Raw genomic sequence first — 12,884 nt, 5'->3', positions numbered from 1 at the left:
TTTTACGGGGATCAGGCGGTTTTGCCGCCCTTGATCAGCTGCTTTACCGGCTTTGCGTGGCGTGCGTGCTCGCGCTGGAAGGCGACGATGCGCGGCGCGATCTCGCGACGGAAACGCGAACCGTTGAAGACGCCGTAGTGGCCGACGTCCGGCTGCATGTAGTGCATCCGCATGTGCTCGGGGATGTTGGTGCAGATCGTCTGCGCCGCCTTCGTCTGGCCGAGACCGGAAATGTCGTCATTCTCGCCTTCGACCGTCAGCAGGGCCACCTTCTTGATCGCCGTGGTATCAACCCGGCGACCGCGATGCATCATCTCGCCCTTGGGCAAGGCATGCTGCATGAAGACGACCTGAACGGTCTGCAGGTAAAACTCTGCCGTCAGATCCATCACCGCAAGATATTCATCGTAGAAATCCCGGTGCTTCTCGGCCGCATCGCCGTCGTTCTTCACCAGGTGGGCGAAGAATTCCTTATGGGCGATCAGATGCCGGTCGAGGTTCATCGACATGAAGCCGGAGAGTTGCAGGAAGCCGGGATAGACCATGCGCATGAAGCCCGGCTGCGGCCACGGCACCGGCATGATCACGTTGTCGCGGAACCACTCGATCGGCCGTTCCTTGGCCAGCAGATTGACGGCTGTCGGGTTGATGCGCGTATCGATCGGCCCACCCATCAGCGTCATCGACGCCGGCGACAGCGGATCATCAGCCGCTTCCATCAGGGCGACGGCGGCAAGCACCGGAACGGCGGGCTGACAGACGCCGATGACATGGGTGTCGGGTCCGAGGAAGTGCAGCATCTGGATGACGTAGTCGATGTAGTCGTCGAGATCGAAGGTGCCCTCGCTCAAGGGAACCATGCGCGCGTCTATCCAGTCGGTGATGTAGATGTCGGAATGGGGAAGCAGGGCCTCAACGGTTCCACGCAAGAGCGTGGCATAATGGCCCGACATCGGCGCGACGATCAGCACCTTCGGATCGGCAGCCCGCCCCTTGGGAAGCGCGCGCTCGAAATGGATCAGATTGCAGAACGGCTCGCGCCAGACGATGCGCTCGTGAACGCCAACGGGCTCGCCGTCGATCAGCGTTTCGGGAAGGCCGAATTCCGGCTTGCCGTAGCGGCGCGTCGACCGCTCGAAGACCTCGAGGCCAGCCGCCGTCGCGCGGCCGAAATAGGTGTGCGAGATCGGGTTCATCGGATTGCTGAAAGCAAGCCGCATGGCATCCGCCGCCGTTCGCCACGGCGCCATCATGGCATGATTCAATTCATAGAGCTGGTAGAACATAGGAAGCGTACCCCTTGGTTCAATCAACGACAACGCCGCTCCCAGTCGGACGCAAGCTTGCGATTGTTTGTCTTGGTGTCCGCAATCCCTGCCAGACTACCATGTTTCTTGTGCACTGCAACAAGTATACCCGTTTCGGTTCTAGACAAGCGACTTCTGCGAGAATGCGCCCGGATTACTGACAATTAACAAACGGACTTGCTCGGAGCTGGCCGAAAAGTCGCGTTTTCGTCAAAAATCGCGGATTTCGGCGAAGGCGTCTTACTTTCTCCGGCCGGCTTTCGATATCTGGCCGCCGATCCGCTTTCTCGCATCGCAGCAGAACGGGTCGTCACGCCGCCGCTATCCGGACGATCGCCTTGACCAGGCCCGACTTCTCATGCGCCCAGCGCGGCAGATCGTGGACCACCGCGTCCATCGTCGTTCGGTGGGTGATCAACCGCTCCACCGGCACCAGCCCCTCGCGTATCGAATTTACGACATGGTCGAAATCCTTGCGCGTGGCGTTACGGCTGCCGATCAACGTCATTTCCCGCTTGTGAAATTCCGGATCGGAGAAACGGATGCTGTCCTTGACGACGCTGACGAACACCAGTGTTCCCCCATGAGCCACATGGCCGAAGGAAGCCTCCATCGAACCGCCATGGCCGGTGGCATCGAAGACGACATCGAAACCATCGCCCCCGGTCGCCTCGGCGACGCGCCGAACGCACGCTTCGTCGGCAACGATGCCGGAACCGAAACCGAGCCGGTCGGTCGCAAACGCCAGCCGTTCGATGCTGGTATCCATCAGCGTCACCGCATGGCCGGCGATGCGCGAGAAGATGGCGGTTCCAAGCCCGATCGGCCCGGCGCCAATCACCAGAGCACGAACGCCGGCAGGGGCCGCAGCCCGGCGCACGGCATGGGCGCCGATAGCGAGGAATTCCACCGTCGCTGCCGCCTCTGGCGACAGATCGATCGCCGGATAAAGATTGCCCTCGGGAACGAGGATTTCCTCGCAGAAGGCTCCGTCGGTATGGACGCCGAGCACCTTGATCGCCGTGCAGCAGTTCGGCTTCCCCCGGCGGCAGGCGACACAGTCGCCGCAGGAAAGGTAGGGGTTGACCACCACAGGCGTTCCCGGCGCGATCGTCGTCGCCGGTCCGTTGGCAATTACCGTCGCGGAGATCTCATGCCCCATCACTCGCGGATATTCCAGGAACGGGTGCTTGCCGGCGAAGATGTGGTAGTCGGTGCCGCAGATGCCGACATGGCTGACGGCAACCCGCACCCACCCGGCCGATGGGGCGGGCGCGGGCGCGCGTTCAACAATCTCCAGGCGGCCGGGTTCCGGGCAGAGGACGGCTTTCATGTCATTTTCCGCATGTTGTCAGGGCCGGCGCCTAGCGCGCGCCGCGCCGCCTGAGCTGATCAAAATAGACGATCACGATGATGAGCACGCCGGTGATAATGCGCTGCCAGAACGAATTGACGTTGAGCAGGTTGGCGCCATTGTTGATCGTGGCGAGAATGAAGGCGCCAAGCAGCGGGCCGTGCACGGAGCCGACCGCGCCGAAGAGGCTGGTGCCGCCGATGACCGACGAGGCGATCGCCTGCAGCTCCCAGCCTTCGGCTTGCGTGGCGTTGCCGATGCCGATGCGGGAGGCGAGCAGCAGGCCGACAAAGGCCGCGCAGGTCGAGGACAGGATATAGGCAAGATAGATCGTGCGATGCACGTTGACGCCGGAAAGGCGGGCCGCCTCACTGTTGGAGCCGACGGCGAAGAGATAGCGGCCAAAGCGGCTCAAGTGCAGGAAGACATAGGCCGGGATCGCCACCACGATCACCATCCAGAACAGGCTGGGTACCCCGAGGAAGTTGGCGCGGGAGAAATTGGTGAAGGCCTCGTTGGTGATCGAGATCGTCGAGCCATTGGTGATCAACAGTCCGATGCCGCGCAGCGAGGTCAGGGTTGCAAGCGTGATGATGAACGGCGGCAGACCCATGCGGACAATACCGAAGGCGTGGAAGGCGCCGATCAGCACGCCGAAGGCGAGCGTCAGGATGATCGCAATCCAGAGCGGCACGCCGGCGGCAAGCAGCCAGGCGACGATCACGCTGGTGAAGCCGACAACGGCACCCACGGAAAGATCGATGCCCGCAGTGATGATGACGAAGGTCTGGCCGACCGCAAGGATCGCCGTCATGGCGCCCTGGCGCAACAGGTTGCTGATGTTGTTCGGCGTCCAGAAACTGTTGGTGGCAAGCCCCAAGAGCAGCCAGAGGAAAAGCAGGAGCCCGAGAAGCGTGAGCCCGAACAGGATGCTCACGCCTTTCCGCGGCGCGGGGCCGGCTCCGCTGTCGACCGTATCAGCACTCATCGTCGTCCTCCTGCTTCTTCTTGATTGTCATTGTCGCGATCAGACACCGATCGCCTGTGTCAGCACTTCCTCGTGGCTTGCCGCGTGATAGTCGTGGCTGGCGACCAGCCGTCCCCGGCGAAACACGTGCAGGCGATCGGACAGTTCGTAGACTTCAGGCAGGTAGGAGGAGATCAGGATGATCCCCGCTCCGTTTTCCAGAAGCCGGGCGAACAACCGGTAGATTTCCGCCTTGGTGCCGACGTCGACGCCGACCGTCGGCTCATCGAAGATGAAAAGCTTGGCGCCGTGGCTCAGCCACTTGCCGATGACGATCTTCTGCTGGTTGCCGCCGGACATCGCCGAGACAAGCACGCGGCGCGATGGCGTCTTGATCTTCAAATCCCTGATCTGCCGATCCGCATTCTCGATTTCCTTCTGACGGTTGATCGTCAGCCCGCGCGTCAGCCGACTGAAGATCGGCAGGTTGATGTTGAGGCCGATCGGCAGATTGAGGCAGAGGCCCTGATCGCGCCGGCTTTCCGGTGCCAACGCAATGCCGAGGTCTATCGCGATCCGCTCGTTGGCGATATTGACCTTGCGCCCCTGCCAGTAGACCTCGCCCGCAGTCGATGCATGGCGACCATAGAGGCCGAGCGCAAACTCGCTGCGTCCGGCACCGATCAGACCGTAGAGGCCGACGATCTCGCCGGCGCGAACGGTCAGCGACACATCCGCGAAACCGGGGCCGCTCAAGCCCCGGGTCTCGACGATCACTTCGCCGGCCGGAAAGTGTTCCTTGTGGTAGATCTGCTCGATGGTGCGATTGATCATCAGGGTGATCAGTTCGGCGTCGTTGGTCTCGCCGATCTTTCGCGTGCCGACGTGGGTGCCGTCGCGCAGCACCGACACACGATCGGCCAGCTCGAAGACTTCCTCCATGCGGTGGCTGATATAGACGATCGTCACACCTTCGCCCTGTAGCCGGCGAATGAGTCGGAACAGTTGCGCGGATTCCTGACGGGTCAGATAGGCGGTCGGCTCGTCGAAGATCAGAAACTGGGTGCCGCGCATGGCGGCGCGAGCGGTCGCGACCAACTGCTGCTGGCCGATCGTCAGGCTGCCGAGCGGCGCCGCGGCCGGCAGGTTGAAACCGAGATCGTCAAGGACGCTCTGGGCCGCCTCGGTCATGGCGCGCTTGCGCATCAGGCCGGCGCTGTTGATCTCGTCGCCGAGGAACATGTTGGCGGCGACGCTCAAGTGCGGGCATAGCACCACCTCCTGATGCACGGCGTTGATTCCGCGCGCAATCGCTTCTTGAGGATTGTCGAGCTGGACCGGCTTGCCGCACCAATAGACTTCGCCAGACGTGCGCCGGATGACGCCGGTCAAAAGCTTGATCAGTGTCGATTTTCCGGCACCGTTTTCACCAACGATGGCGTGAACTTCTCCTGATAGAAAGGTGATGGAGGCGGGCTTCAACGCTTCGACGGCGCCATATTTCTTCTGAAGCGCGCGCATTTCCAGGATCGGTTCGCCCCTCGGCACTGGGTGGCGGGCAGCCGTCCTCAAACCGTCGCTCTTGTTATCGCTGACCTCATCGAGACCTGGCATCTGCGCACTCCTCCCAATCGCACAGACTGCCAGCGGCCGGTCCTCGTATCCGGCCGCTGGCAACCGTATTCTCGGCGGCAGGCAATGCTCGCGCCTGCCGCCGATTGCCGTCAATTGACCTTCGGGTTCAGCAGTGCGTCGATCTTCGGTTCAGCCATGTTGGCCTTGGTCACCAGATTGGCGCCGGTATCGACATTGGCTTCGACCTTCTCCTTCTTCGAGACCGCAAGCGCCGTCTTCACGCCATCATAACCCATGCGGTAGGGATCCTGAACGACCAGGCCGGCCAGCACGCCTTCCTTGAGGAAGCCGACAGTCTTCTCGTCGCTATCGAAGCCGATCACCTTGATCTTGTCGCCGAGCTTGTTTTCGGCAATCGCCTGGCCGACACCCTGTGCCATGATCAGGTTGGAGGCAAAGACGCCGACGAGATTCGGGTTGGCGGTGATCAGGTCGGTCATCATGTTGAGACCGGTGGTTGCCTGGCCATCGGCATATTTGTCGGCCACGACCTTGAAGCCCGGATATTTCGTCTTGATCTGGTCGAGGAAGCCTTCGCGGCGCTGATCGAGCGAACCGACGCCGGGCAGGCTGGTGATGATGGCGATATCGCCTTCTTCCTTGCCCGACATTTCCTTGATCGCTGCAGCCAGACCATCGGCCGCGATCCTGCCACCCTGAACGTTGTCGGTCGTCAGGAACGAGGAGAACGCCTTGGAATCGGCGCCGGAGTCGATGCCGATGATCGGAACCGCCTTGGCAGCTTCGTCGATCGGCTTGCCCAGCGCCTTGAACTCGGTTGGTGAGATCACCACGGCAGCCGGAGAACCGGCAACGGCGTTTTCGAGGATGCTGATCTGACCGTTGATATCGGATTCGGACTGGGCGCGAGCTCGGGAACGTTGACGCCGAGATCCTTGCCGGCCGCGCGCGCACCGGCCAGCACGATCTGCCAGTAGAAGGACGTGGTATCCTTGACGATGATCGGGATCGTGACATCCTGCGCGAAGGACGCGACGGGTGCCATCGCGGCGATCATCGTCGCGCCGGCCAGGGCAGTGAAGGCACGGCGGGAAAGAATGTGCTTGGCTATGCTCATTGGGGTTCTCCTCTCAGTGCACCTCGTTCCACCTTATGGAGATCGATTCGCCAGGTGCTTGCATATCGATCTTTTATCGATAAAAAACATATTGAAACGCTAATACAACGCTGTCCGCTTTGCAAGCAGTCGTTGCTGCGATTTACGTGACTGCACTGTCTCCTCCCAGATTACGTTTCGTTATGTGAAATTCGGGTTGTGCCTGCAAGGACCCGCGGGCTCGGCACCCTCAAGCATCAGGCCCGGACTGCCTCCAATCCAAGCTCCGGCGCCACAAGCGTGTAGGGCTCGAAAGCCGAGAAATCGTCCTTTGACATACGATGCCGCAGCGCATCGATGTTGCGCCTCAAGCTTTCCGGTTTCGCTGTCCCAAGCAGGACCGAGGCAACCACCGGATTGTCGAGCGGGAACTGCATGGCGGCAGCGGCCAACGGCACACCACGCTCCCGGGCAATGCGTTCCATCGCGCCGACCTTTTCGCGCACCTCGGCATTTGCTCGCATATAGTCGAAATGCGCGCCATCGACCGGGCCAGTCGCCAGGATGCCCGAGTTGAACACACCGCCGACGATCAGCGACGTCTTCTTTGTCTCGCAGAGCGGCAGGAGTTCGGCGACTGCGGAACGATCAAGCAGCGTATAGCGCCCCGCAAGCAGGATGCAGTCGATGTCGGCACGGCGCATCACCTCCAGGCAAACCGGAACCTCGTTGACGCCAAGCCCATAGGCCGCGATCACGCCACCAGCCTTTAGTTCCTCCAGCGCCTTAAGGCCGGAATCCAGCAATTGCCTGAGATAGACGGCGTTGCGGGCGACACCGTGCGTGTAGACGCCGATATCATGGACATAGAGGATATCGATGCGATTGAGGCCGAGGCGCGCATAGCTGAATTCCACCGAACGCATGATGGCATCGTAGCTGTAGTCGTAACGCACGTCGAAGTTCAGCGCCTTGACGTAGGAATAGTCCGGCACGGCGCCTTCAGGCACGGGATGCAGCAGCCGTCCGACCTTGGTGGACAGCACATAGTCACCGCGCGGCTTGTCGCGCAGGAAATCGCCGACCCGCCGCTCTGCAAGACCGAGCCCGTAATAGGGTGCGACGTCGAAATAGCGCAAACCAGAGCCCCAAGCGGCGTCCAGCGTTTCGATCGCCGCTTCGCGCGTGCATTCGCGGTAGAGCCCCCCAAGTCCGGCGGCGCCGAAGCTGTATTCGGTCACCGGCAGGTCGGTTCGACCGATCTTTCTCGTCTGCATTCCCTGTCTCCTCCCTCCTAGGATGCGCAAGCTCACATCATCAGAGTGTTGCCCCGAGATGCCAGGGCACGAATTCGTTGTCGCCGTAGCCGAAGAGTTCGCTCTTGGTCTTCTTTCCCGAAGCGGTATCGATGATGAGATCGAAGATCTCGCGACCGAGGTCGGCGATCGTCGCCTCGCCGGATGCGATCACGCCGCAATCGATGTCCATGTCTTCTTCCATCGCGCGGAACAGCGCGGTGTTGCTGGTCAGCTTGATCGACGGTGCCGGCCGACAGCCGAAACAACTGCCGCGGCCGGTGGTAAAGGCGATGACATTGGCTCCGCCGGCCACCTGGCCGGTCGCCGACACCGGATCGTAGCCGGGCGTATCCATGAAGACGAGCCCGTGTTCAGTGACGCGTTCGGCATAGCCGTAAACCGCATTGAGCGGTGAGCGCCCGCCCTTGGCGACCGCACCCAGCGACTTCTCCAGAATGGTTGTGAGGCCACCGCGTTTGTTGCCCGGCGAAGGATTGTTGTCGAGCGATGCACCATGCAGCGCGACGTAGTTTTCCCACCAGACAATCAGCCCGTCGAGCTTTGCGGCGACCGCCGCGCTGGCGGCACGGCTGCGCAACAGATGTTCGGCGCCGTAGATTTCTGACGTTTCGGAAAGGATGGCGGTACCACCGGCAGCCGCCAGGATATCCACCGCCGCTCCCAGCGCCGGGTTAGCGGTGATGCCAGACAGCCCGTCCGAGCCGCCGCATTGCAGACCGACGATGATTTCGCTGACCGGAATGGCGACGCGACGTTGCCTGCCGACTTCCTCGGCAATTTCATCGAGGATGCCGAGTGCACGCTCGACCGAGCGTCGGGATCCGCCGGCCTCCTGGATGTTGAAGTGGCGCTTTTCCTGCCCGGCTCCGCTCTGCCCGTAAAGCGTCAACTGGTTGACCTCGCAGCCGAGCCCGACCATCAGCACCCCGCCGAAATTGGCGTGGCGCGCGTAGCCCGCCAAGGTCCTGTGCAGGTTCATCATGCCGTCGCCGGTCGAAGACATGCCGCAACCCTGGTCATGCACGATCGGCACGAATCCGTCGATGCCATCATATTTCGGCAAGATGCGTCTGTTGGCCTCCTCGGCGATTGCCCGGCAGACGGTGGTGGAACAGTTCACGCTGGCAATGATGCCGATATAGTTGCGCGTCGCCGCCCGTCCGTCTTTGCGCCGATAGCCCATGAAGGTGCGCGCCCTGTCGGCGGCGCTCGCCTCTTCCGGCGCGCCTTGTGGACTGATGGCCAAGCGATCCTGATCGAAGGAGAGGTTGTGGGAATGGACATGCTCGCCGGCTTCTATATCGCTGGTCGCGCGTCCGATCGCCTGGGCATATTTGACCACGGGGTCGCCCGCACGAATCCGCCGTATGGCGACCTTGTGCCCCAGATCGATCTTCGTGGCGGTGCGAACTCCGCCCGGCAGGGCCTCGCCGGCAGCGATTGCCAACGTCGCCACGGCCACATTGTCCTCAGGAGCCAGAAGGATTGAAGACGGCACAGACACTCTGAATTTCTCCGTGAAAACTGCTGCGATTTTGAGAAGGGTCTATTTGTCTTTTATCCACAATAGACAGATCGCCGTCAATGGGTATTATGAAACGAGACAGCGCCGCCCGCCCGCAGGCACAGCAGCAACAGGGGAGAAACGTCATGATTTTGGTGCGAGAGCCAAAGACAAGCGCGCGCCGGCAGGTTAGATCGGCGGCCGACGAAAGCTGATCTTCCGATCAGCGGCTCATCGCTCGCGCAACCCCAACCGTCCGGATCCTGGCAATGGCAAAACAGAACACCGTCTTCAAGGATGCCTATAACCGCTGCCTGAAAGTGCTGGCGGAGACATCTTCCCTGCCCTCCGAGCCGGAACTCGGTCAGGTGCTCGGCGTGAGCCGGACGACGGTGCGTGCCATTCTCCGCCGCTTCGAAGAGGCGAAGCTGATCACCTGGGACAAGCGCAAGAAGATCGTGCTGCGCCAGCCGCAACCGGACGACTATTTCCCGACGGAGGAAACGGATTCGCTGGCCGAGATCATCGAGCGCAGCTTCATGCGCCGGATTCTGGCCGGCGGCGCCGAGCCTGGCATGCAGATCAACGAACTGGAGCTGGCACGCGAGATCGGCGCCGGTACCACGAGCGTGCGGGAGTTCCTGATCCGCTTCAGCCGGTTCGGGCTGATCGAGAAGCGACCGAACAGCCACTGGATCCTCAAAGGTTTCACCCGCGAGTTTGCGCTGGAACTGACCGAGGTCCGCGAGATGTTCGAGCTTCGCTCGGCTGCAAGTTTCGTTGCGCTGCCGGACAGCCATCCGGCCTGGCAGGAGCTGAACAGGATCGAGGCGCTGCACCACGAAATCCTGGCCGACATCGACAACCGCTACAAGGAATTCTCCGAACTCGACGAGCGCTTCCACCTCCTGGTGCACAAGTCGTCGAGCAATCGTTTCATCGTCGATTTCTACGACATCATCTCGATCGTGTTCCACTATCACTACCAATGGAACAAGACCAACGCGCGGCAGCGAAATGCGCGCGCGCTTGAAGAGCACCTTGCTTACATCGAAGCGCTCAGGTCTCACGATCCAAAACGTGCCGAGGAAGCCTGCCGGCGACACCTGCGCTCGGCACGCGAGACCCTGCTGCAATCCATTCCATAGCCAGCTACCGGAGCACCGGCATGAAGACCCCATTTGTGCAGTTTGGAACGAGCCGCTTTCTTCAGGCGCATGCCGATCTCTTCATCAGCGAGGCGCTGGAAAGGCAGGAAGCACCGGGGCGGATCACGGTGGTACAGACGACCGGCTCAGCGGAACGGTCGGGACGCCTGGTGGCACTGACGCAACCCGATGGTTATCCCGTGATGATCCGTGGCCTTGCCGACGGCAAGCCGGTGGACAAGATCGAGCGGGTCAAGAGCGTCGTCCGGGCCGTGTCAACAAACGACAACTGGGATGCTGTTTGCCATATCGTGGCGGACGAGGCCGAATTCCTGATCTCGAACACCGGTGATACCGGCTACGACGTTTCCGGCGACGACCTGTCGACATACGTGCCGCTGTCTTTTCCCGGCAAACTTCTCCTGCTTTTGAAAGCCCGCTTCGATGCCGGCGGCAAACCGCTGACCATCCTTCCGTGCGAACTGGTGTCGCGCAATGGCGACGTGCTGAAAGCCATCGTGCTGGAGCTCGCGCGCGAGCGCCTCGGCGACCCGCAATTCGTGTTCTGGCTGGCGAACGCGATAATCTGGGCCAACACGCTGGTGGACCGGATCGTCTCGGAACCGATCGAGCCCGCCGGCGCCGTGGCCGAACCCTACGCTTTATGGGCGATCGAGAAACAGCGGGGGTTGAGAGCGCCTTGCGCGCACGAATGCGTGATACTGGTCGACGACCTGACGCACTACGAAAAATTGAAGCTTCATATCCTCAACCTCGGCCACACGGTGCTCGCGGATATCTGGCTGAGGCAGGGCCGCGATCCCGACGAAACAGTCCGGCAGATCCTTGCCGATGCGGACGTCGCCAGGCGGCTCGAGGATATCTACGCACAAGAAGTCGTTCCTGCCTTTGCCGCCAAGGGCCTCGGGCGACAGGCGAGTGCCTATGTCGCAACGACGCTCGACCGCTTCCGAAATCCGTTCCTTGACCATCGCATGGGCGATATCGCCAACCATCACACTGAAAAGATCGTGCGACGGATTGCCGAGCTCCGGCGCTGGAGCCCTGAAGTTGCCATGCCGATGCTCAGCGCGATCTGCGATCAGTAGCCGGCTTCCAGCTTGTCGGGTTTATGCCCCTGCTCGTCGGTAAATTCCTGGCGCAGCGCCTGTGTCGCCCGAACCAGGGATGTGACATCGGTGCCGATCGCCATGAAATCGGCCCCGAGATCGCGATACTCGCGTGCCTGCGCGAGATCGAGCGTCATGATTCCGCGCGCTTTTCCGGCCTTGTCGATGCGCGCGAAGGCATCGACAATCGCCGCCCGTACATCCGGGTGTCCTGGGCTGCCGAGATAGCCCATATCCGCGGCGAGATCCGACGGTCCGATGAACAGGCCGTCGACGCCTTCAAGAGCGGCAATCTCATCGATCGCCGCCAGGCCGGCGCGGCTCTCGATCTGCAAGAGAAGGCAGATCTGGTCATTTGCGGTGTGGAGATAGTCGGCTATCCGGCCGAATTGCGATGCACGCGCCAGTGCCGCGCCGACACCGCGAATGCCATGCGGCGGATAGCGGGTTGCTCGAACAAGTTCCCTGGCCTGCTCGGCGCTTTCGACCATCGGGATCAGCAGCGTCTGGACGCCGACATCGAGGATCTGCTTGATCAGCGCGGTATCGCCGACAGGAAGGCGAACGATCGGGTGGCTGGCGGATGCCGTCACTGCCCGGAACTGCGCCGACAACAGCGGCAGGTCGTTGGGCGCATGCTCGCCGTCGATCAACAGCCAGTCATAACCGCTGTTGGAGACGACTTCGGCCGCATAGGGGCTCGCCAGCGCGACCCAAAGCCCGAGTTGAAAGCGCTGCTCGCGAAGGGCGGCCTTGAAGGGGTTGGTTGGTGCCGGCATCGCGTCATCTCCTCTTTTCACGACGTCAACTTCTGTACCGGCAAACGAAAAAACCGGCCAGAGCTTTCCGGCCGGTTTCGCGATCAGATTGTATCGGACTGCAAATGCGTCAGGCGATGCCGCCGAGGCAGACATATTTGATCTCGGTAAACTCCTCGATCCCGTACTTCGAACCTTCGCGGCCGAGGCCCGAGAGCTTGACGCCGCCGAACGGTGCTTCCGCCGTGGAGATCAGCCCGGTGTTGACGCCGACCATGCCGTATTCCAGCGCCTCGGCCACGCGGAACACCCGCGCCAGATCCTTGGCATAGAAATAGGAGGCCAGCCCGAACTCGGTGTCATTGGCCTGTTCGACGACATCGGCCTCATCCTTGAAGCGGAACAGCGGCGCGACCGGGCCGAAGGTTTCCTCGCGGGCGACTGCCATCGCCTGGGTGACATCGGCCAGAACCGTTGCTTCGAAGAAGGTGCCGCCGAGCGCATGGCGCTTGCCGCCCTGGATGACGCGCGCGCCCTTGGCGGTGGCATCGGCGATATGCTCTTCCACCTTCTCCAGTGCCGCCTTGTCGATCAGCGGGCCGAGGATGACGCCCTGGTCGAGACCATTGCCGATCTTGAGCTTGGCAACGGCCGCCGCCAGCTTGTCGGAGAAGGCATCATAGACCTTGTCCTGCACGTAGATAC

Annotated in this window: 10 protein-coding genes and 1 pseudogene; 2 read left to right on the top strand and 9 right to left on the bottom strand. The window is 61.7% G+C overall.

The features are described from left to right. Positions 1–11: 11 nt before the first annotated feature. The 7 genes and pseudogenes from phaZ to BKP54_RS29085 all read right to left on the bottom strand — a co-directional run bounded on the left by phaZ (position 12) and on the right by BKP54_RS29085 (position 9,143). Positions 12–1,286 carry a polyhydroxyalkanoate depolymerase gene (phaZ, locus tag BKP54_RS29115; RefSeq protein ID WP_025425326.1) on the bottom strand — a complete coding sequence of 425 codons (1,275 nt, stop codon included), beginning with the start codon at positions 1,284–1,286 and terminating at the stop codon, positions 12–14. Between the two features lie 331 nt (positions 1,287–1,617). Continuing rightward, positions 1,618–2,640, bottom strand: a complete 1,023-nt coding sequence (locus tag BKP54_RS29110; RefSeq protein ID WP_057206483.1) for a zinc-binding alcohol dehydrogenase family protein — start codon at positions 2,638–2,640, stop codon at positions 1,618–1,620. 31 nt (positions 2,641–2,671) lie between these two features. Continuing rightward, entirely contained in the window at positions 2,672–3,649 is a 978-nt protein-coding gene (locus tag BKP54_RS29105; protein ID WP_057206480.1) for an ABC transporter permease, read from the bottom strand. Positions 3,650–3,688: 39 nt separating this feature from the next. Next, the gene (locus tag BKP54_RS29100) at positions 3,689–5,242 is read right to left on the bottom strand and encodes a sugar ABC transporter ATP-binding protein (protein ID WP_057225771.1); all 1,554 of its coding nucleotides are present in this window, start codon (positions 5,240–5,242) and stop codon (positions 3,689–3,691) included. 110 nt (positions 5,243–5,352) lie between these two features. Further along, positions 5,353–6,341, bottom strand: a pseudogene (locus tag BKP54_RS29095) (ABC transporter substrate-binding protein). Positions 6,342–6,577: 236 nt separating this feature from the next. Further along, the gene (locus BKP54_RS29090; protein ID WP_025425321.1) at positions 6,578–7,597 is read right to left on the bottom strand and encodes an aldo/keto reductase; all 1,020 of its coding nucleotides are present in this window, start codon (positions 7,595–7,597) and stop codon (positions 6,578–6,580) included. 40 nt (positions 7,598–7,637) lie between these two features. Next, positions 7,638–9,143, bottom strand: coding sequence for an altronate dehydratase family protein (locus tag BKP54_RS29085; protein ID WP_057206477.1), 1,506 nt, complete (start codon positions 9,141–9,143; stop codon positions 7,638–7,640). 269 nt (positions 9,144–9,412) lie between these two features. On the opposite strand from BKP54_RS29085, the gene BKP54_RS29080 reads away from it, so the two are divergent. Next, positions 9,413–10,291: a GntR family transcriptional regulator gene (locus BKP54_RS29080; RefSeq protein WP_025425319.1), complete on the top strand. Its 879-nt coding sequence runs from the start codon at positions 9,413–9,415 to the stop codon at positions 10,289–10,291. A gap of 20 nt (positions 10,292–10,311) precedes the next feature. Further along, positions 10,312–11,400 carry a D-mannonate oxidoreductase gene (locus tag BKP54_RS29075; RefSeq protein ID WP_025425318.1) on the top strand — a complete coding sequence of 363 codons (1,089 nt, stop codon included), beginning with the start codon at positions 10,312–10,314 and terminating at the stop codon, positions 11,398–11,400. Here the strand turns inward: BKP54_RS29075 and hpaI are convergent. After that, positions 11,394–12,200, bottom strand: a complete 807-nt coding sequence (gene hpaI / locus BKP54_RS29070) for a 4-hydroxy-2-oxoheptanedioate aldolase (RefSeq protein WP_057226312.1) — start codon at positions 12,198–12,200, stop codon at positions 11,394–11,396. The two genes, BKP54_RS29075 and hpaI, sit on opposite strands and share 7 nt — an antisense overlap. A gap of 109 nt (positions 12,201–12,309) precedes the next feature. Continuing rightward, positions 12,310–12,884: aldehyde dehydrogenase family protein (locus tag BKP54_RS29065; RefSeq protein ID WP_128090525.1), on the bottom strand; the 575-nt coding region annotated here is incomplete at its 5' end.

Origin of the sequence: Ensifer sp. 1H6, from assembly GCF_001976035.1 — a bacterium.
Classification (GTDB): domain Bacteria; phylum Pseudomonadota; class Alphaproteobacteria; order Rhizobiales; family Rhizobiaceae; genus Ensifer; species Ensifer canadensis.
This window is presented reverse-complemented; position numbering and strand designations above follow the sequence as displayed.

Bases quoted from the DNA above. Each gene is read 5' to 3' on its own strand.
- phaZ (WP_025425326.1), bottom strand. From the start codon at position 1,286: ATGTTCTACCAGCTCTATGAATTGAATCATGCCATGATGGCGCCGTGG.
- BKP54_RS29110 (WP_057206483.1), bottom strand. From the start codon at position 2,640: ATGAAAGCCGTCCTCTGCCCGGAACCCGGCCGCCTGGAGATTGTTGAA.
- BKP54_RS29105 (WP_057206480.1), bottom strand. From the start codon at position 3,649: ATGAGTGCTGATACGGTCGACAGCGGAGCCGGCCCCGCGCCGCGGAAA.
- BKP54_RS29100 (WP_057225771.1), bottom strand. From the start codon at position 5,242: ATGCCAGGTCTCGATGAGGTCAGCGATAACAAGAGCGACGGTTTGAGG.
- BKP54_RS29090 (WP_025425321.1), bottom strand. From the start codon at position 7,597: ATGCAGACGAGAAAGATCGGTCGAACCGACCTGCCGGTGACCGAATAC.
- BKP54_RS29080 (WP_025425319.1), top strand. From the start codon at position 9,413: ATGGCAAAACAGAACACCGTCTTCAAGGATGCCTATAACCGCTGCCTG.
- BKP54_RS29075 (WP_025425318.1), top strand. From the start codon at position 10,312: ATGAAGACCCCATTTGTGCAGTTTGGAACGAGCCGCTTTCTTCAGGCG.
- hpaI (WP_057226312.1), bottom strand. From the start codon at position 12,200: ATGCCGGCACCAACCAACCCCTTCAAGGCCGCCCTTCGCGAGCAGCGC.